Annotated in this window: 1 protein-coding gene; it reads left to right on the top strand. The window is 53.8% G+C overall.

Annotated features, from left to right (window positions below; genetic code table 11):
• Positions 1-263 precede the first annotated feature (263 nt).
• Complete coding sequence (locus tag AYJ58_RS04700) at positions 264-24,569, top strand: VCBS domain-containing protein (protein WP_106649187.1); 24,306 nt, start codon at positions 264-266, stop codon at positions 24,567-24,569.

Raw genomic sequence — 24,569 nt, 5'->3', positions numbered from 1 at the left:
TATACTTAAGTACAGAGTTGCAAAATACTAAATGCAGCCCTTTTTTTAAATATATCTACTACATCTAGTTACAAATCTGAATCCTGTCTTTTTTACTGCCAACATACCGCAAACCCCAGTCAGAGCAAGCAATGCAGACATGTCAAAAAATTGACTTGCGTTACTTTGTTAGCTAAAATTCGACCACTTGTATCACAATCCAGCACATATGTTGGATTTGTGCGTCTGTGGAATTAACACACTTTGGCTGTTGGGAGCTAATTATGGGATCGGTAATTACATCAAAGAAAGGTTTGCTTAAGTTAGTAAAAGGGCAAATCAATGTCGAAGTTGATGGTTCAAATCAACCCGCTAAGGATGGCGAACAACTCCCAAAAGGTGCTGTGCTCCATATTGACGAAAACGCGACCTATGAGATCACCTTCGACGATGGCACTAAGCTATCGAACGAAGTTGCCCCCAACGAACCCGCAGTAGCCACCAACGCCACTGACGCGGCCGCCTTAGATGAAATCCAAGCATTACAAGATCTTATTGCATCCGGTGAAGACCCAACTCAGAATCTTCCAGAAACCGCAGCAGGGAACACTCCAGGCCGTGACGGTAACTCTGGCTATGTCACTCTCGCTCGCAGTGGTAGCGAAGTCTTAGCCACATCAGGATATTCAACTACAGGTCAAGCACTAACAGGCACTACGGCCAATGATCCACAACTGACCATTGCTGCAGATTCCCCATCGGCACTCGCCAATGACAGCAATACGACCGATGAAGATTCCGTTGCCACAGGTAACGTACTCGATAATGACAGTGATGTAGACTCAAGCTTAAGTGTTGTGAGTTTTGAGGTCGACGGTACCACTTACGCAGCAGGTACCGAAGTGACACTCGAAGGCGGCACTTTAGTCTTGAACGCCGATGGTTCATATACCTTTACGCCCAATGAAAACTGGAATGGCCAAGTACCTGTTATTACTTACACCACCAACACTGGCTCTTCAGCAACATTAACCATCAATGTCACACCTGTCGCCGATGGGGGGCCTAGTGTCACTATCAATACAGATACAAACAATGATGGTTTTATTAGTAACGAAGAGCTAGCTGGCAATACTGAAATCAATGTCACTATTGGCTTAGATGGCACAGGTGCAAATGTAGGCGATACACTTACTGTTAATGGTGTTGACTACACATTGACTCAGGAAGATATCAACAATGGCTTTGTGAATCTCAACCTTCCAGCTCCTGGGGAAGGCGAAACGATTACAGTTGTCGCGACTATTACTGATAGTGCAGGTAACGTATCTCCAGAAGGCAGTGATTCAGCAATACTTGATACAACGGGACCAACAATTACTGTTGATGCGCCTGATGATACCCAAGATACTACACCGACTATCACAGGTTCGACTGATGCCCCACCGGGTAGCACTATTACGATTGTAGTGACAGATAGCACAGGTGCAGAGCAAACTATCACCACCACAGTAAACCCTGATGGCATCTATTCCGTAGATGTCACTAATCCACTCGCTGAAGGCGGCTATACCGCTGTAGCAACAGTGACAGATCCAGCAGGCAATACAGGTGAAGCCACAGATAATGGTAATGTTGATAACACAGCACCAAATATTACCGTTGATGTTCCCGATGTAACCAATGACACGACCCCTACAATCACGGGCACTACAGATGCCCCTCCAGGTAGCACCATAACAATTGTTGTCACCGACAGCACTGGTACTGAGCAGACGCTAACCACCACGGTTAACCCTGACGGTACTTATACTGTGGATGTTACCAATCCTGTCGCCGAAGGCCCTATTACAGCAACAGCGACAGTTACAGATCCTGCAGGTAATACCGGCACAGCCACCGATGACGGTAACGTGGATATCACAGCACCTAACATCACTGTAGATGCACCGGATAATACACAAGATACCACCCCTACTATTACTGGTTCGTCAGATGCAACGCCAGGTAGCACAATTACGATTGTTGTCACAGATAGCACAGGTGCAGAACAGACATTAACAACGACTGTTAATGAAGATGGCGCCTACGCAGTGGACGTCGCAACCCCTCTGGCTGAAGGTGATTATACCGCTGTAGCAACAGTAACAGATCCTGCTGGCAATACAGGTAAAGCCACTGATAATGGCAATGTAGACACCCAGATTGACCAAGATGGCGACGGCAACACCGTGGCGATCACCAGCATTACCGATGACACCGGCGCCTCGGGCAGCGACTTCATCACCAATGACAACACCTTAGTCTTCAACGGCACCGTCGATTTGGGTGACAACAGCATCTTGGCCGTCACCATCAATGGCGTGGTCTACACCACCGCCAACGGCTTGGTGATTGATGCCAGCGGTAACTGGAGTGTTGACCTGACTGGTACCACCTTGGCCGATGGCACTTACCCTGTCAGCGCCACCGTCACTGACCTGGCTGGCAACAGCAAGACCGTCACCCAAGACGTGGTGATTGATACTAAGATTGACCAAGATGGCGACGGCAACACCGTGGCGATCACCAGCATTACCGATGACACCGGCGCCTCGGGCAGCGACTTCATCACCAATGACAACACCTTAGTCTTCAACGGCACGGTCGATTTGGGCGATGACAGCACCTTGGCCGTCACCATCAATGGCGTGGTCTACACCACCGCCAACGGCTTGGTGATTGATGCCAGCGGTAACTGGAGTGTTGACTTAACCGGCACCACCTTGGCCGATGGCACTTACCCTGTCAGCGCCACCGTCACTGACCTGGCTGGCAACAGCAAGACCGTCACCCAAGACGTAGTGATTGATACAAGCTCTGCCAATTCATCGCCAACAGTAATCATTTCAGAAGACATCAACAATGATGGCTTTATTAACAATGACGAACTCAATGGCCAAATAAACATCGCAGTCACCTTAAGTGCAGGTACAGAAGTTGGCGACTCTCTAGTAGTAACGGACCAAGCAGGTAATGAGTTGTTCAACGGGATAATAACCCAAGCTATGTTAGACAATGGTTTAGCGCTAGCGATTGATGCCCCTGCGATTGGAACCAACTTAGTTATAAGCGCCGAAGTCACAGATAAGGCAGGAAATACTTCATCCGGACAAGATCAGGCTAGCTTAACCAATACTCAGAGTGACACTCTGGAAATAGCCGAAGACAGTATTGGTACTGGAAATGTGCTCACTAATGATGTTGGCAATACTTCCGTTGTAAGTTTCAGCCTTGATACGAACAAAGATGGAATCCAAGAAAACTTCACTGTTGGCCAAACAGCAGTGATTCTTGGAGTGGGTAGCATTACACTAAATGCCGATGGTAATTATAGCTTTACACCAGCGGCAAATTACGATGGTCCAGTACCAGACCTCACCTATGTCACTAACACTGGAGAGTCGAATACATTAACAATCAAGATCTCCCCAGTAGATGACTTACCTGTGATTGCTGGCGACGATGTTGGCGCGGTCACTGAAGATGCCACCGATCCAGTTCTGACTGACAGCGGCACCTTAACCATTACCGATGCCGACAGCGGCCAGGCGGTATTCCAAGCGGGCAACGGCACTCCAAGTGTTGGCGCGCTCGGCAGCCTGACTATCGATGCGGCGGGCAACTGGACTTACAACGTCGATAACGCCGACGTGCAATATCTGGCTGAAGGCGAAACTAAGGTCGAAACCTTTGTGGTGTTGAGCCAAGACGGCACTGAGCACACGGTCACCATCACCATTACCGGCACCAACGATGTGCCTGTGATTGCTGGTGACGATGTCGGCGCGGTCACTGAAGATGCCACCGATCCAGTTCTGACTGACAGCGGCACCTTAACCATTACCGATGCCGACAGCGGCCAGGCGGTATTCCAAGCGGGCAACGGCGTTGCTAGCAATGGCGCGCTCGGCAGCCTGACTATCGATGCGGCGGGCAACTGGACTTACAACGTCGATAACGCCGACGTGCAATATCTGGCTGAAGGCGAAACCAAGGTCGAAACCTTTGTGGTCTTGAGTGACGATGGCACTGAGCACACGGTCACCATCACCATTACCGGTACCAACGATGTGCCTGTGATTGCTGGCGACGATGTCGGCGCGGTCACTGAAGATGCCACCGATCCAGTTCTGACTGACAGCGGCACCTTAACCATTACCGATGCCGACAGCGGCCAAGCGGTATTCCAAGCGGGCAACGGCGTTGCTAGCAATGGCGCGCTCGGCAGCCTGACTATCGATGCGGCGGGCAACTGGACTTACAACGTCGATAACGCCGACGTGCAATATCTGGCTGAAGGCGAAACTAAGGTCGAAACCTTTGTGGTGTTGAGCCAAGACGGCACTGAGCACACGGTCACCATCACCATTACCGGCACCAACGATGTGCCTGTGATTGCTGGTGACGATGTTGGCGCGGTCACTGAAGATGCCACCGATCCAGTTCTGACTGACAGCGGCACCTTAACCATTACCGATGCCGACAGCGGCCAGGCGGTATTCCAAGCGGGCAACGGCACTCCAAGTGTTGGCGCGCTCGGCAGCCTGACTATCGATGCCGACGGCAACTGGACTTACAACGTCGATAACGCCGACGTGCAATATCTGGCTGAAGGCGAAACCAAGGTCGAAACCTTTGTGGTCTTGAGTGACGATGGCACTGAGCACACGGTCACCATCACCATTACCGGCACCAACGATGTGCCTGTGATTGCTGGTGACGATGTTGGCGCGGTCACTGAAGATGCCACCGATCCAGTTCTGACTGACAGCGGCACCTTAACCATTACCGATGCCGACAGCGGCCAGGCGGTATTCCAAGCGGGCAACGGCGTTGCTAGCAATGGCGCGCTCGGCAGCCTGACTATCGATGCGGCGGGCAACTGGACTTACAACGTCGATAACGCCGACGTGCAATATCTGGCTGAAGGCGAAACCAAGGTCGAAACCTTTGTGGTCTTGAGTGACGATGGCACTGAGCACACGGTCACCATCACCATTACCGGTACCAACGATGTGCCTGTGATTGCTGGCGACGATGTCGGCGCGGTCACTGAAGATGCCACCGATCCAGTTCTGACTGACAGCGGCACCTTAACCATTACCGATGCCGACAGCGGCCAAGCGGTATTCCAAGCGGGCAACGGCGTTGCTAGCAATGGCGCGCTCGGTAGCCTGACTATCGATCCGGCGGGCAACTGGACTTACAACGTCGATAACGCCGACGTGCAATATCTGGCTGAAGGCGAAACTAAGGTCGAAACCTTTGTGGTGTTGAGCCAAGACGGCACTGAGCACACGGTCACCATCACCATTACCGGCACCAACGATGTGCCTGTGATTGCTGGTGACGATGTCGGCGCGGTCACTGAAGATGCCACCGATCCAGTTCTGACTGACAGCGGCACCTTAACCATTACCGATGCCGACAGCGGCCAGGCGGTATTCCAAGCGGGCAACGGCGTTGCTAGCAATGGCGCACTCGGCAGTCTGACTATCGATGCCGACGGCAACTGGACTTACAACGTCGATAACGCCGACGTGCAATATCTGGCTGAAGGCGAAACTAAGGTCGAAACCTTTGTGGTCTTGAGTGACGATGGCACTGAGCACACGGTCACCATCACCATTACCGGCACCAACGATGTGCCTGTGATTGCTGGCGACGATGTCGGCGCGGTCACTGAAGATGCCACCGATCCAGTTCTGACTGACAGCGGCACCTTAACCATTACCGATGCCGACAGCGGCCAGGCGGTATTCCAAGCGGGCAACGGCACTCCAAGTGTTGGCGCGCTCGGCAGCCTGACTATCGATGCCGACGGCAACTGGACTTACAACGTCGATAACGCCGACGTGCAATATCTGGCTGAAGGCGAAACCAAGGTCGAAACCTTTGTGGTCTTGAGTGACGATGGCACTGAGCACACGGTCACCATCACCATTACCGGCACCAACGATGTGCCTGTGATTGCTGGCGACGATGTCGGCGCGGTCACTGAAGATGCCACCGATCCAGTTCTGACTGACAGCGGCACCTTAACCATTACCGATGCCGACAGCGGCCAGGCGGTATTCCAAGCGGGCAACGGCGTTGCTAGCAATGGCGCGCTCGGCAGCCTGACTATCGATGCGGCGGGCAACTGGACTTACAACGTCGATAACGCCGACGTGCAATATCTGGCTGAAGGCGAAACTAAGGTCGAAACCTTTGTGGTGTTGAGCCAAGACGGCACTGAGCACACGGTCACCATCACCATTACCGGCACCAACGATGTGCCTGTGATTGCTGGCGACGATGTCGGCGCAGTCACTGAAGATGCCACCGATCCAGTTCTGACTGACAGCGGCACCTTAACCATTACCGATGCCGACAGCGGCCAGGCGGTATTCCAAGCGGGCAACGGCACTCCAAGTGTTGGCGCGCTCGGCAGCCTGACTATCGATGCGGCGGGCAACTGGACTTACAACGTCGATAACGCCGACGTGCAATATCTGGCTGAAGGCGAAACCAAGGTCGAAACCTTTGTGGTGTTGAGCCAAGACGGCACTGAGCACACGGTCACCATCACCATTACCGGCACCAACGATGTGCCTGTGATTGCTGGTGACGATGTTGGCGCGGTCACTGAAGATGCCACCGATCCAGTTCTGACTGACAGCGGCACCTTAACCATTACCGATGCCGACAGCGGCCAGGCGGTATTCCAAGCGGGCAACGGCGTTGCTAGCAATGGCGCACTCGGCAGCCTGACTATCGATGCGGCGGGCAACTGGACTTACAACGTCGATAACGCCGACGTGCAATATCTGGCTGAAGGCGAAACCAAGGTCGAAACCTTTGTGGTGTTGAGCCAAGACGGCACTGAGCACACAGTCACCATCACCATTACCGGCACCAACGATGTGCCTGTGATTGCTGGTGACGATGTTGGCGCGGTCACTGAAGATGCCACCGATCCAGTTCTGACTGACAGCGGCACCTTAACCATTACCGATGCCGACAGCGGCCAGGCGGTATTCCAAGCGGGCAACGGCGTTGCTAGCAATGGCGCGCTCGGCAGCCTGACTATCGATGCGGCGGGCAACTGGACTTACAACGTCGATAACGCCGACGTGCAATATCTGGCTGAAGGCGAAACTAAGGTCGAAACCTTTGTGGTCTTGAGTGACGATGGCACTGAGCACACGGTCACCATCACCATTACCGGCACCAACGATGTGCCTGTGATTGCTGGCGACGATGTCGGCGCGGTCACTGAAGATGCCACCGATCCAGTTCTGACTGACAGCGGCACCTTAACCATTACCGATGCCGACAGCGGCCAAGCGGTATTCCAAGCGGGCAACGGCACTCCAAGTGTTGGCGCGCTCGGCAGCCTGACTATCGATGCGGCGGGCAACTGGACTTACAACGTCGATAACGCCGACGTGCAATATCTGGCTGAAGGCGAAACCAAGGTCGAAACCTTTGTGGTGTTGAGCCAAGACGGCACTGAGCACACGGTCACCATCACCATTACCGGCACCAACGATGTGCCTGTGATTGCTGGCGACGATGTTGGCGCGGTCACTGAAGATGCCACCGATCCAGTTCTGACTGACAGCGGCACCTTAACCATTACCGATGCCGACAGCGGCCAGGCGGTGTTCCAAGCCGGCAACGGCACTCCAAGTGTTGGCGCGCTCGGCAGCCTGACTATCGATGCGGCGGGCAACTGGACTTACAACGTCGATAACGCCGACGTGCAATATCTGGCTGAAGGCGAAACCAAGGTCGAAACCTTTGTGGTCTTGAGTGACGATGGCACTGAGCACACGGTCACCATCACCATTACCGGTACCAACGATGTGCCTGTGATTGCTGGCGACGATGTCGGCGCGGTCACTGAAGATGCCACCGATCCAGTTCTGACTGACAGCGGCACCTTAACCATTACCGATGCCGACAGCGGCCAAGCGGTATTCCAAGCGGGCAACGGCACTCCAAGTGTTGGCGCGCTCGGCAGCCTGACTATCGATGCGGCGGGCAACTGGACTTACAACGTCGATAACGCCGACGTGCAATATCTGGCTGAAGGCGAAACTAAGGTCGAAACCTTTGTGGTGTTGAGCCAAGACGGCACTGAGCACACGGTCACCATCACCATTACCGGCACCAACGATGTGCCTGTGATTGCTGGTGACGATGTCGGCGCGGTCACTGAAGATGCCACCGATCCAGTTCTGACTGACAGCGGCACCTTAACCATTACCGATGCCGACAGCGGCCAGGCGGTATTCCAAGCGGGCAACGGCGTTGCTAGCAATGGCGCACTCGGCAGTCTGACTATCGATGCCGACGGCAACTGGACTTACAACGTCGATAACGCCGACGTGCAATATCTGGCTGAAGGCGAAACTAAGGTCGAAACCTTTGTGGTCTTGAGTGACGATGGCACTGAGCACACGGTCACCATCACCATTACCGGCACCAACGATGTGCCTGTGATTGCTGGCGACGATGTCGGCGCGGTCACTGAAGATGCCACCGATCCAGTTCTGACTGACAGCGGCACCTTAACCATTACCGATGCCGACAGCGGCCAGGCGGTATTCCAAGCGGGCAACGGCACTCCAAGTGTTGGCGCGCTCGGCAGCCTGACTATCGATGCCGACGGCAACTGGACTTACAACGTCGATAACGCCGACGTGCAATATCTGGCTGAAGGCGAAACCAAGGTCGAAACCTTTGTGGTCTTGAGTGACGATGGCACTGAGCACACGGTCACCATCACCATTACCGGCACCAACGATGTGCCTGTGATTGCTGGCGACGATGTCGGCGCGGTCACTGAAGATGCCACCGATCCAGTTCTGACTGACAGCGGCACCTTAACCATTACCGATGCCGACAGCGGCCAGGCGGTATTCCAAGCGGGCAACGGCGTTGCTAGCAATGGCGCGCTCGGCAGCCTGACTATCGATGCGGCGGGCAACTGGACTTACAACGTCGATAACGCCGACGTGCAATATCTGGCTGAAGGCGAAACTAAGGTCGAAACCTTTGTGGTGTTGAGCCAAGACGGCACTGAGCACACGGTCACCATCACCATTACCGGCACCAACGATGTGCCTGTGATTGCTGGCGACGATGTCGGCGCAGTCACTGAAGATGCCACCGATCCAGTTCTGACTGACAGCGGCACCTTAACCATTACCGATGCCGACAGCGGCCAGGCGGTATTCCAAGCGGGCAACGGCACTCCAAGTGTTGGCGCGCTCGGCAGCCTGACTATCGATGCGGCGGGCAACTGGACTTACAACGTCGATAACGCCGACGTGCAATATCTGGCTGAAGGCGAAACCAAGGTCGAAACCTTTGTGGTGTTGAGCCAAGACGGCACTGAGCACACGGTCACCATCACCATTACCGGCACCAACGATGTGCCTGTGATTGCTGGTGACGATGTTGGCGCGGTCACTGAAGATGCCACCGATCCAGTTCTGACTGACAGCGGCACCTTAACCATTACCGATGCCGACAGCGGCCAGGCGGTATTCCAAGCGGGCAACGGCGTTGCTAGCAATGGCGCACTCGGCAGCCTGACTATCGATGCGGCGGGCAACTGGACTTACAACGTCGATAACGCCGACGTGCAATATCTGGCTGAAGGCGAAACCAAGGTCGAAACCTTTGTGGTGTTGAGCCAAGACGGCACTGAGCACACAGTCACCATCACCATTACCGGCACCAACGATGTGCCTGTGATTGCTGGTGACGATGTTGGCGCGGTCACTGAAGATGCCACCGATCCAGTTCTGACTGACAGCGGCACCTTAACCATTACCGATGCCGACAGCGGCCAGGCGGTATTCCAAGCGGGCAACGGCGTTGCTAGCAATGGCGCGCTCGGCAGCCTGACTATCGATGCGGCGGGCAACTGGACTTACAACGTCGATAACGCCGACGTGCAATATCTGGCTGAAGGCGAAACTAAGGTCGAAACCTTTGTGGTCTTGAGTGACGATGGCACTGAGCACACGGTCACCATCACCATTACCGGCACCAACGATGTGCCTGTGATTGCTGGCGACGATGTCGGCGCGGTCACTGAAGATGCCACCGATCCAGTTCTGACTGACAGCGGCACCTTAACCATTACCGATGCCGACAGCGGCCAGGCGGTATTCCAAGCGGGCAACGGCACTCCAAGTGTTGGCGCGCTCGGCAGCCTGACTATCGATGCGGCGGGCAACTGGACTTACAACGTCGATAACGCCGACGTGCAATATCTGGCTGAAGGCGAAACCAAGGTCGAAACCTTTGTGGTGTTGAGCCAAGACGGCACTGAGCACACGGTCACCATCACCATTACCGGCACCAACGATGTGCCTGTGATTGCTGGCGACGATGTTGGCGCGGTCACTGAAGATGCCACCGATCCAGTTCTGACTGACAGCGGCACCTTAACCATTACCGATGCCGACAGCGGCCAGGCGGTGTTCCAAGCCGGCAACGGCACTCCAAGTGTTGGCGCGCTCGGCAGCCTGACTATCGATGCGGCGGGCAACTGGACTTACAACGTCGATAACGCCGACGTGCAATATCTGGCTGAAGGCGAAACCAAGGTCGAAACCTTTGTGGTGTTGAGCCAAGACGGCACTGAGCACACGGTCACCATCACCATTACCGGTACCAACGATGTGCCTGTGATTGCTGGCGACGATGTCGGCGCGGTCACTGAAGATGCCACCGATCCAGTTCTGACTGACAGCGGCACCTTAACCATTACCGATGCCGACAGCGGCCAAGCGGTATTCCAAGCGGGCAACGGCACTCCAAGTGTTGGCGCGCTCGGCAGCCTGACTATCGATGCGGCGGGCAACTGGACTTACAACGTCGATAACGCCGACGTGCAATATCTGGCTGAAGGCGAAACTAAGGTCGAAACCTTTGTGGTGTTGAGCCAAGACGGCACTGAGCACACGGTCACCATCACCATCACCGGCACCAACGATGTGCCTGTGATTGCTGGCGACGATGTCGGCGCGGTCACTGAAGATGCCACCGATCCAGTTCTGACTGACAGCGGCACCTTAACCATTACCGATGCCGACAGCGGCCAGGCGGTATTCCAAGCGGGCAACGGCGTTGCTAGCAATGGCGCACTCGGCAGTCTGACTATCGATGCGGCGGGCAACTGGACTTACAACGTCGATAACGCCGACGTGCAATATCTGGCTGAAGGCGAAACTAAGGTCGAAACCTTTGTGGTCTTGAGTGACGATGGCACTGAGCACACGGTCACCATCACCATTACCGGCACCAACGATGTGCCTGTGATTGCTGGCGACGATGTCGGCGCGGTCACTGAAGATGCCACCGATCCAGTTCTGACTGACAGCGGCACCTTAACCATTACCGATGCCGACAGCGGCCAGGCGGTATTCCAAGCGGGCAACGGCACTCCAAGTGTTGGCGCGCTCGGCAGCCTGACTATCGATGCCGACGGCAACTGGACTTACAACGTCGATAACGCCGACGTGCAATATCTGGCTGAAGGCGAAACCAAGGTCGAAACCTTTGTGGTCTTGAGTGACGATGGCACTGAGCACACGGTCACCATCACCATTACCGGCACCAACGATGTGCCTGTGATTGCTGGCGACGATGTCGGCGCGGTCACTGAAGATGCCACCGATCCAGTTCTGACTGACAGCGGCACCTTAACCATTACCGATGCCGACAGCGGCCAAGCGGTATTCCAAGCGGGCAACGGCGTTGCTAGCAATGGCGCACTCGGCAGCCTGACTATCGATGCGGCGGGCAACTGGACTTACAACGTCGATAACGCCGACGTGCAATATCTGGCTGAAGGCGAAACCAAGGTCGAAACCTTTGTGGTGTTGAGCCAAGACGGCACTGAGCACACGGTCACCATCACCATTACCGGCACCAACGATGTGCCTGTGATTGCTGGTGACGATGTTGGCGCGGTCACTGAAGATGCCACCGATCCAGTTCTGACTGACAGCGGCACCTTAACCATTACCGATGCCGACAGCGGCCAGGCGGTATTCCAAGCGGGCAACGGCACTCCAAGTGTTGGCGCGCTCGGCAGCCTGACTATCGATGCGGCGGGCAACTGGACTTACAACGTCGATAACGCCGACGTGCAATATCTGGCTGAAGGCGAAACCAAGGTCGAAACCTTTGTGGTGTTGAGCCAAGACGGCACTGAGCACACGGTCACCATCACCATTACCGGTACCAACGATGTGCCTGTGATTGCTGGCGACGATGTCGGCGCGGTCACTGAAGATGCCACCGATCCAGTTCTGACTGACAGCGGCACCTTAACCATTACCGATGCCGACAGCGGCCAAGCGGTATTCCAAGCGGGCAACGGCGTTGCTAGCAATGGCGCGCTCGGCAGCCTGACTATCGATGCGGCGGGCAACTGGACTTACAACGTCGATAACGCCGACGTGCAATATCTGGCTGAAGGCGAAACTAAGGTCGAAACCTTTGTGGTGTTGAGCCAAGACGGCACTGAGCACACGGTCACCATCACCATTACCGGTACCAACGATGTGCCTGTGATTGCTGGCGACGATGTCGGCGCGGTCACTGAAGATGCCACCGATCCAGTTCTGACTGACAGCGGCACCTTAACCATTACCGATGCCGACAGCGGCCAAGCGGTATTCCAAGCGGGCAACGGCGTTGCTAGCAATGGCGCGCTCGGCAGCCTGACTATCGATGCGGCGGGCAACTGGACTTACAACGTCGATAACGCCGACGTGCAATATCTGGCTGAAGGCGAAACTAAGGTCGAAACCTTTGTGGTGTTGAGCCAAGACGGCACTGAGCACACGGTCACCATCACCATTACCGGCACCAACGATGTGCCTGTGATTGCTGGTGACGATGTTGGCGCGGTCACTGAAGATGCCACCGATCCAGTTCTGACTGACAGCGGCACCTTAACCATTACCGATGCCGACAGCGGCCAGGCGGTATTCCAAGCGGGCAACGGCACTCCAAGTGTTGGCGCGCTCGGCAGCCTGACTATCGATGCGGCGGGCAACTGGACTTACAACGTCGATAACGCCGACGTGCAATATCTGGCTGAAGGCGAAACCAAGGTCGAAACCTTTGTGGTGTTGAGCCAAGACGGCACTGAGCACACGGTCACCATCACCATTACCGGTACCAACGATGTGCCTGTGATTGCTGGCGACGATGTCGGCGCGGTCACTGAAGATGCCACCGATCCAGTTCTGACTGACAGCGGCACCTTAACCATTACCGATGCCGACAGCGGCCAAGCGGTATTCCAAGCGGGCAACGGCGTTGCTAGCAATGGCGCGCTCGGCAGCCTGACTATCGATGCGGCGGGCAACTGGACTTACAACGTCGATAACGCCGACGTGCAATATCTGGCTGAAGGCGAAACTAAGGTCGAAACCTTTGTGGTGTTGAGCCAAGACGGCACTGAGCACACGGTCACCATCACCATCACCGGCACCAACGATGTGCCTGTGATTGCTGGTGACGATGTTGGCGCGGTCACTGAAGATGCCACCGATCCAGTTCTGACTGACAGCGGCACCTTAACCATTACCGATGCCGACAGCGGCCAGGCGGTATTCCAAGCGGGCAACGGCACTCCAAGTGTTGGCGCGCTCGGCAGCCTGACTATCGATGCGGCGGGCAACTGGACTTACAACGTCGATAACGCCGACGTGCAATATCTGGCTGAAGGCGAAACTAAGGTCGAAACCTTTGTGGTGTTGAGCCAAGACGGCACTGAGCACACGGTCACCATCACCATTACCGGCACCAACGATGTGCCTGTGATTGCTGGTGACGATGTCGGCGCGGTCACTGAAGATGCCACCGATCCAGTTCTGACTGACAGCGGCACCTTAACCATTACCGATGCCGACAGCGGCCAGGCCGTGTTCCAAGCCGGCAACGGCACTCCAAGTGTTGGCGCGCTCGGCAGCCTGACTATCGATGCCGACGGCAACTGGACTTACAACGTCGATAACGCCGACGTGCAATATCTGGCTGAAGGCGAAACTAAGGTCGAAACCTTTGTGGTGTTGAGCCAAGACGGCACTGAGCACACGGTCACCATCACCATTACCGGCACCAACGATGTGCCTGTGATTGCTGGTGACGATGTTGGCGCGGTCACTGAAGATGCCACCGATCCAGTTCTGACTGACAGCGGCACCTTAACCATTACCGATGCCGACAGCGGCCAGGCGGTATTCCAAGCGGGCAACGGCACTCCAAGTGTTGGCGCGCTCGGCAGCCTGACTATCGATGCGGCGGGCAACTGGACTTACAACGTCGATAACGCCGACGTGCAATATCTGGCTGAAGGCGAAACCAAGGTCGAAACCTTTGTGGTGTTGAGCCAAGACGGCACTGAGCACACGGTCACCATCACCATTACCGGTACCAACGATGTGCCTGTGATTGCTGGCGACGATGTCGGCGCGGTCACTGAAGATGCCACCGATCCAGTTCTGACTGACAGCGGCACCTTAACCATTACCGATGCCGACAGCGGCCAGGCCGTGTTCCAAGCCGGCAACGGCACTCCAAGTGTTGGCGCGCTCGGCAGCCTGACTATCGATGCCGACGGCAACTGGACTTACAACGTCGATAACGCCGACGTGCAATATCTGGCTGAAGGCGAAACTAAGGTCGAAACCTTTGTGGTGTTGAGCCAAGACGGCACTGAGCACACGGTCACCATCACCATTACCGGCACCAACGATGTGCCTGTGATTGCTGGTGACGATGTTGGCGCGGTCACTGAAGATGCCACCGATCCAGTTCTGACTGACAGCGGCACCTTAACCATTACCGATGCCGACAGCGGCCAGGCGGTATTCCAAGCGGGCAACGGCACTCCAAGTGTTGGCGCGCTCGGCAGCCTGACTATCGATGCGGCGGGCAACTGGACTTACAACGTCGATAACGCCGACGTGCAATATCTGGCTGAAGGCGAAACCAAGGTCGAAACCTTTGTGGTGTTGAGCCAAGACGGCACTGAGCACACGGTCACCATCACCATTACCGGTACCAACGATGTGCCTGTGATTGCTGGCGACGATGTCGGCGCGGTCACTGAAGATGCCACCGATCCAGTTCTGACTGACAGCGGCACCTTAACCATTACCGATGCCGACAGCGGCCAAGCGGTATTCCAAGCGGGCAACGGCGTTGCTAGCAATGGCGCGCTCGGCAGCCTGACTATCGATGCGGCGGGCAACTGGACTTACAACGTCGATAACGCCGACGTGCAATATCTGGCTGAAGGCGAAACTAAGGTCGAAACCTTTGTGGTGTTGAGCCAAGACGGCACTGAGCACACGGTCACCATCACCATTACCGGCACCAACGATGTGCCTGTGATTGCTGGTGACGATGTCGGCGCGGTCACTGAAGATGCCACCGATCCAGTTCTGACTGACAGCGGCACCTTAACCATTACCGATGCCGACAGCGGCCAGGCGGTGTTCCAAGCCGGCAACGGCACTCCAAGTGTTGGCGCGCTCGGCAGCCTGACTATCGATGCCGACGGCAACTGGACTTACAACGTCGATAACGCCGACGTGCAATATCTGGCTGAAGGCGAAACCAAGGTCGAAACCTTTGTGGTCTTGAGTGACGATGGCACTGAGCACACGGTCACCATCACCATTACCGGTACCAACGATGTGCCTGTGATTGCTGGCGACGATGTCGGCGCGGTCACTGAAGATGCCACCGATCCAGTTCTGACTGACAGCGGCACCTTAACCATTACCGATGCCGACAGCGGCCAAGCGGTATTCCAAGCGGGCAACGGCGTTGCTAGCAATGGCGCGCTCGGCAGCCTGACTATCGATGCGGCGGGCAACTGGACTTACAACGTCGATAACGCCGACGTGCAATATCTGGCTGAAGGCGAAACCAAGGTCGAAACCTTTGTGGTCTTGAGTGACGATGGCACTGAGCACACGGTCACCATCACCATTACCGGCACCAACGATGTGCCTGTGATTGCTGGCGACGATGTTGGCGCGGTCACTGAAGATGCCACCGATCCAGTTCTGACTGACAGCGGCACCTTAACCATTACCGATGCCGACAGCGGCCAGGCCGTGTTCCAAGCCGGCAACGGCACTCCAAGTGTTGGCGCGCTCGGCAGCCTGACTATCGATGCCGACGGCAACTGGACTTACAACGTCGATAACGCCGACGTGCAATATCTGGCTGAAGGCGAAACCAAGGTCGAAACCTTTGTGGTCTTGAGTGACGATGGCACTGAGCACACGGTCACCATCACCATTACCGGTACCAACGATGTGCCTGTGATTGCTGGCGACGATGTCGGCGCGGTCACTGAAGATGCCACCGATCCAGTTCTGACTGACAGCGGCACCTTAACCATTACCGATGCCGACAGCGGCCAAGCGGTATTCCAAGCGGGCAACGGCGTTGCTAGCAATGGCGCGCTCGGCAGCCTGACTATCGATGCGGCGGGCAACTGGACTTACAACGTCGATAACGCCGACGTGCAATATCTGGCTGAAGGCGAAACTAAGGTCGAAACCTTTGTGGTGTTGAGCCAAGACGGCACTGAGCACACGGTCACCATCACCATTACCGGCACCAACGATGTGCCTGTGATTGCTGGCGACGATGTCGGCGCGGTCACTGAAGATGCCACCGATCCAGTTCTGACTGACAGCGGCACCTTAACCATTACCGATGCCGACAGCGGCCAGGCGGTATTCCAAGCGGGCAACGGCGTTGCTAGCAATGGCGCGCTCGGCAGCCTGACTATCGATGCGGCGGGCAACTGGACTTACAACGTCGATAACGCCGACGTGCAATATCTGGCTGAAGGCGAAACTAAGGTCGAAACCTTTGTGGTGTTGAGCCAAGACGGCACTGAGCACACGGTCACCATCACCATCACCGGCACCAACGATGTGCCTGTGATTGCTGGCGACGATGTTGGCGCGGTCACTGAAGATGCCACCGATCCAGTTCTGACTGACAGCGGCACCTTAACCATTACCGATGCCGACAGCGGCCAGGCGGTATTCCAAGCGGGCAACGGCACTCCAAGTGTTGGCGCGCTCGGCAGCCTGACTATCGATGCGGCGGGCAACTGGACTTACAACGTCGATAACGCCGACGTGCAATATCTGGCTGAAGGCGAAACCAAGGTCGAAACCTTTGTGGTCTTGAGTGACGATGGCACTGAGCACACGGTCACCATCACCATTACCGGCACCAACGATGTGCCTGTGATTGCTGGTGACGATGTTGGCGCGGTCACTGAAGATGCCACCGATCCAGTTCTGACTGACAGCGGCACCTTAACCATTACCGATGCCGACAGCGGCCAGGCGGTATTCCAAGCGGGCAACGGCGTTGCTAGCAATGGCGCGCTCGGCAGCCTGACTATCGATGCGGCGGGCAACTGGACTTACAACGTCGATAACGCCGACGTGCAATATCTGGCTGAAGGCGAAACCAAGGTCGAAACCTTTGTGGTCTTGAGTGACGATGGCACTGAGCACACGGTCACCATCACCATTACCGGTACCAACGATGTGCCTGTGATTGCTGGCGACGATGTCGGCGCGGTCACTGAAGATGCCACCGATCCAGTTCTGACTGACAGCGGCACCTTAACCATTACCGATGCCGACAGCGGCCAAGCGGTATTCCAAGCGGGCAACGGCGTTGCTAGCAATGGCGCGCTCGGTAGCCTGACTATCGATCCGGCGGGCAACTGGACTTACAACGTCGATAACGCCGACGTGCAATATCTGGCTGAAGGCGAAACTAAGGTCGAAACCTTTGTGGTGTTGAGCCAAGACGGCACTGAGCACACGGTCACCATCACCATTACCGGCACCAACGATGTGCCTGTGATTGCTGGTGACGATGTCGGCGCGGTCACTGAAGATGCCACCGATCCAGTTCTGACTGACAGCGGCACCTTAACCATTACCGATGCCGACAGCGGCCAGGCGGTATTCCAAGCGGGCAACGGCACTCCAAGTGTTGGCGCGCTCGGCAGCCTGACTATCGATGCGGCGGGCAACTGGACTTACAACGTCGATAACGCCGACGTGCAATATCTGGCTGAAGGCGAAACCAAGGTCGAAACCTTTGTGGTCTTGAGTGACGATGGCACTGAGCACACGGTCACCATCACCATTACCGGCACCAACGATGTGCCTGTGATTGCTGGCGACGATGTCGGCGCGGTCACTGAAGATGCCACCGATCCAGTTCTGACTGACAGCGGCACCTTAACCATTACCGATGCCGACAGCGGCCAAGCGGTATTCCAAGCGGGCAACGGCGTTGCTAGCAATGGCGCACTCGGCAGCCTGACTATCGATGCGGCGGGCAACTGGACTTACAACGTCGATAACGCCGACGTGCAATATCTGGCTGAAGGCGAAACCAAGGTCGAAACCTTTGTGGTGTTGAGCCAAGACGGCACTGAGCACACGGTCACCATCACCATCACCGGCACCAACGATGTGCCTGTGATTGCTGGCGACGATGTTGGCGCGGTCACTGAAGATGCCACCGATCCAGTTCTGACTGACAGCGGCACCTTAACCATTACCGATGCCGACAGCGGCCAGGCGGTATTCCAAGCGGGCAACGGCACTCCAAGTGTTGGCGCGCTCGGCAGCCTGACTATCGATGCTGACGGCAACTGGACTTACAACGTCGATAACGCCGACGTGCAATATCTGGCTGAAGGCGAAACCAAGGTCGAAACCTTTGTGGTCTTGAGTGACGATGGCACTGAGCACACGGTCACCATCACCATTACCGGCACCAACGATGTGCCTGTGATTGCTGGCGACGATGTCGGCGCGGTCACTGAAGATGCCACCGATCCAGTTCTGACTGACAGCGGCACCTTAACCATTACCGATGCCGACAGCGGCCAGGCGGTATTCCAAGCGGGCAACGGCGTTGCTAGCAATGGCGCGCTCGGCAGCCTGACTATCGATGCGGCGGGCAACTGGACTTACAACGTCGATAACGCCGACGTGCAATATCTGGCTGAAGGCGAAACTAAGGTCGAAACCTTTGTGGTGTTGAGCCAAGACGGCACTGAGCACACGGTCACCATCACCATTACCGGCACCAACGATGTGCCTGTGATTGCTGGTGACGATGTTGGCGCGGTCACTGAAGATGCCACCGATCCAGTTCTGACTGACAGCGGCACCTTAACCATTACCGATGCCGACAGCGGCCAGGCGGTATTCCAAGCGGGCAACGGCACTCCAAGTGTTGGCGCGCTCGGCAGCCTGACTATCGATGCGGCGGGCAACTGGACTTACAACGTCGATAACGCCGACGTGCAATATCTGGCTGAAGGCGAAACCAAGGTCGAAACCTTTGTGGTGTTGAGCCAAGACGGCACTGAGCACACAGTCACCATCACCATTACCGGTACCAACGATGTGCCTGTGATTGCTGGCGACGATGTCGGCGCGGTCACTGAAGATGCCACCGATCCAGTTCTGACTGACAGCGGCACCTTAACCATTACCGATGCCGACAGCGGCCAAGCGGTATTCCAAGCGGGCAACGGCGTTGCTAGCAATGGCGCGCTCGGCAGCCTGACTATCGATGCGGCGGGCAACTGGACTTACAACGTCGATAACGCCGACGTGCAATATCTGGCTGAAGGCGAAACTAAGGTCGAAACCTTTGTGGTGTTGAGCCAAGACGGCACTGAGCACACAGTCACCATCACCATTACCGGCACCAACGATGTGCCTGTGATTAATTCTGCATCAAATGCTACGGTATCTGAAGAGGGGCTACTTAACGGTATAATTGATGTTATTGGTAATTCTGATACTACAGATGATGTTTCGGCTAGCGGCACAATAAATATCAATGATATTGATAGTGATTCTTTAACTGTGTCACTGTCTGGACCTACAGGATTATTATCTGGTGGCCAAGCAATTCAATGGAGTTGGGATCCTGTCACGCAAATTTTAACGGGTTATATTGGTACTGCAGGTGAGGCTTCATATACCGAAATTATGACTGCAACACTGACGCCACCAGTTACTGGTAGTTCAGGAAATTGGACCTATGATGTCACGCTAAAAGGTCCTGTCGATCATCCAGATACTGAGACTGAAGACACCTTGTCAGTCAATATCGGTATCAATGTTAATGATGGCCATGGTGGTACATCAACTGGAAGTTTCAATGTCACCATTGAAGATGATGCTCCAGTCATATCACCAATTGCAGCCGTGCAAACCACAACAACAAGCATTCCTGATTCATTGGTGGGCTTATTCTCACTCACAGGTTACAGCGGTAATAATAGTTCATTAGATTTTAATGGATTTACTATCAGTGCAAGAGGATTCACTTCATCAACTGACTCAAATTTAATTGATGCCGAAATCTTTGGTAGCGGTAGCGGGATAGGTGTAAGTAGTGCTGGCGCCCCTTATCATAATCTCGCGAATGAAGTCGATTTCCGTAAATTTGCAGATGGAAGTTCTGCATCTGAAGAAATCATCATTACTCTCGATCCAGGAACTATTGCCTACGGCGTAAATATCCAGTTCTCCCACATGTTTGGTGGCGAACTAGAAGTCGGTGTCGTCGAGTTTTGGCGAGATGGCCAACTTATCGCAACTCAAACATTTAGCTCAGATGCCAGCAGTGGCGACTATGCCGCCAACTTCCAAGCCTTACAAGGCGGTTTTGACACTATGGTCATCAAAGCCCTTGATAATGGCCAAGGCCCAAGTAGCGGTGATAATAGTGACTTCACTGTTACCGCTATTGAGTTTTTAGGCACAACGACTCCACCAGCAATCGCCTTTGCTTCAGGAACAGTAAGCCCTGATTGGGGCGCAGATGGTAAAGGTTCGCTCACATTACAAGGTAGTGATGAAACCAATTTATTCACTGCAACAGGCAGTGCAATTACCATAACCCAAACGGCAAATACGCTGATTGGGGTCGATGCTGCTGGTCACTTGGTATTCAAACTTGAGTTTACCCCAGGTACAGGTCAATGGGACTTCCATCAATATCAAGAGATGTTACAACCTAGCGATGGTGATATTGATTTCAAAGTAAGAGCCACTGATGGAGACGGCGATCATACAGATGGTACTTTCTCTGTTATTCCACAAGTTTATGTTGATACAACGCCACCTTCTGCACCTGAGGTGCGCATCATCGATGATGTAAATGATGACGCGTATTTGACGAGTACTGAGATAGGTAGTAATGGTGTTCAAATACAGGTCAAAATTAATGCTAGTGACTTTAATTCTGGCGGCAGTGTACATCTAGAAATCGATAATGCAGGTAATAACAGTACAGTAGACCTCATTCTTGACAATGGCGTACTGAAATTTAGTAATGGTGCTCTAGCAACAGGTTACACCTATACAAATGGTGTTATTACTTGGACAGAGCCTACTCCGACTGCAGGTCAGGCAATCTCAGTCACCGCCACTCAAACTGATAGTGCGAATAATGAATCAGCTGAAGGCACGGACAATGCTACCGTTATTGATGCGACTGACGATCGTTATACCATCGACGAAGATCAGCAGCTAACGGGTAATGTTCTTACCAATGATCAACTCGGCAATCTGAGCATCACTAGCTTCAGAGTCATGTATAACGGTATGCAAACCAGTTTTAACGCTGGGCAAACCGTTACCTTGGCCGTGGGTAGCTTATTAATACAAGCTAATGGTGAATTCCAGTTTACTCCAAATGATAACTGGGCTGGCGAAATGCCAAGTGTCACCTACACAACAAATACTGGTTCCACTGCAGCACTTGATATCACTGTCTTACCTATAGCAGATAAGCCTGTCGTTAACGTTATTCTGACTGATAATGGCATACCGCTATACAGTAACTTTAAGACTTCAGGTATCACTACCGAACAATTCCGTACGGGCGATTTTACTACCGCACCATTTAATACTGGTACGCGCACTATTGATAATACTTCCGGACAAGATCAGTTGCTCGGTACTGGGGGGAACGATCATCTTGTCAGCGCAAATGGCGGCGGTGATCTACTCGACGGTATGGATGGTGATGACATACTCGTCGGCAGTGATGCCGTTCAAGGTGACTCTCTCTATGGCGGAACGGGAAATGATGTTCTTGTTGCTGGTCTAGGTAATGACGGGCTCTACGGTGATGCAGGAACAGATATCGCCGTACTTCTTGGCAACCGAGCCGACTACATAATAGAGAAAGGCGCAGGCTACTCTAGCAATGATCGTTGGTTCAACTTCTTTGTAACTGAAAATGGCATCGGTGTTACTAAGGCCCTGCATAATGTTGAGTATGTGCAATTCAAGGATGGCATATACGCGATCAATCAAATCACAGGTGAACTCACATTAGAACAGCCTACAGCTGTAGACTATCCAATCGAAATTAATGTGTCACTTGCGGATCGAGACGGTAGCGAAAGCATCGATAGCATTCAGCTCAGTGGTTTACCCGAAGGCACCTTACTCTACAGCAGTAACGGTACCTTAATGGGGACTGCAGATGCAGACGGTAATATTCTTCTAAATCATGGCAGCGTATGGAACAGTGCATCTTTAGATGTCAATCTGACAGGATTAACATTAAGGGTTCCTGGTGAATATGCAGGTCAAGTCAACCTCGTTGTCGAAGCAGTATCAAGAGAGTCAGGTACAGACCTGACCAATACTGCAACAGATGCAGATAGCGTCATTCTTAGCTACTTCAGTGGTCATGAAGGAGAGCCTGGCGATCAAAATCTTAACTTTGGTAATGAGCACAATATTGTGGTTGGCGACTTGGATGGCAGTATTATTCTGCCAGGCCAAAACTACAATATTGCCTTTATGGTCGATAGCTCAGGCAGTATTAACGCTGATACGCTAGAGACGATGAAATTGCAGTTGGCCCAGGTATTGGAAACCCTCATAGACAGTGCCGGTGGCCCACAAAGCGGCACAGTGAACATCTTCTTGGTTGATTTTGATACTCATGCTAAGGGCAGCATCAGTGTAGATCTTAGTGACCCCAATGCATTGAATATTCTTCAAGAAGCATTAGATGATATGAGCCGCGGCGGCGGTACCAACTATGAGGATGTATTCACTACCACGGCCAACTGGTTCGCCAATGGTGATGCCCAAAATAATAGTGGGGCTACTAATCTTGCTTTCTTTATAACTGACGGCAAACCGACCTACTATAATGCTGATGCGGGTGGTAACCCAAAGGTCTACGACACATGGCCGAACAATAATGATCGTAGCTTGTCACAAGTCATCGGCACTGGCTACGTATTCGGCCAAGTCTATACCGTTAACGGGCATGTAGTGATTGATGAAAATGGTAATGTGTTCCGCGTAGAAGAGGACTTCTACAGCGTGAGCCGGAGCCCTGTTGGAGCAATGCGCCCCGATGCCCAAGGTAACAACCAGTACTATGCTTTGTCTGGTAACGGTAGTGACACCAACACTGATACAGTTACAAATTCCCAAGCTGGCTTTGCATTACTCTCGGGCCTTGGAGTTACGGTTCAAGCCATCGGCATGGGCTCAAACATCAATGAGGCTGACTTATTACCTTATGACACTGATGGTAATGTTCAAACGAATATAGATGCTGATGATCTAGCCGATGCCATTCTTGGTGACCAAGTTAACGCCATTCCAGGCTCAGATCGTTTTGATGGTGGTGCTGGCGACGATGTCATCTTTGGTGACGCGATACACTTTGCCGGTATTAGCGGTCAAGGTTACGCAGCCATTAAAGCCTACGTTGCCGATAAACTCGGTATTAACGAAGCCAGTGATGCACAGGTGCACAGGTATATCAGTGAACATACTGACGAGTTTGACCAATCTGGAACAAACGATAAAGCAGACATCTTATTTGGTGGTGCCGGTAACGACATTCTCTTTGGTCAAGGTGGCAATGATTATTTAGATGGAGGAGCAGGCAAAGATACTCTCTATGGCGGCACAGGCAACGATACCTTGATTGGCGGTGCTGGCAACGATACTCTGATTGGCGGCCTTGGTAATGACGTTCTGCGTGGTGATGGCGGTGCCGATACCTTCGTGTGGCGCTATGCCGATGCCGATAAGGGCACAGACCACATTGTGGACTTCAATGTGAATGAAGATAAGCTCGACCTGAGTGATTTGCTCCAAGGAGAAACGGCTAATACATTAGATGAATATCTCAGCTTTAGATTAGATAATGGCTCTACCGTTATCGATATAGATGCAAATAAAGATGGAGTTATTGATCAACATATTGTGCTTGATGGGGTTGACCTCTATAGCCAATATGGTGCGACTGATAATGCGGGTATTATTAACGGTCTACTTGGTACCAATGGAAATGGTTCGTTAATTGTTGATACTCAGCCAGTCACACCAGAACCTGTACAAGGAATTGCGCCACTGGACACTAATCCACACCATAATATCATTCCTTAA

The organism is Shewanella sp. Pdp11, assembly GCF_002838165.1.
Classification (GTDB): domain Bacteria; phylum Pseudomonadota; class Gammaproteobacteria; order Enterobacterales; family Shewanellaceae; genus Shewanella; species Shewanella hafniensis.
The sequence above is the reverse complement of the archived record's forward strand: the minus strand, read 5'-3'. Positions and strand labels throughout refer to the sequence as shown.

Bases quoted from the DNA above. Each gene is read 5' to 3' on its own strand.
- AYJ58_RS04700 (WP_106649187.1), top strand. From the start codon at position 264: ATGGGATCGGTAATTACATCAAAGAAAGGTTTGCTTAAGTTAGTAAAA.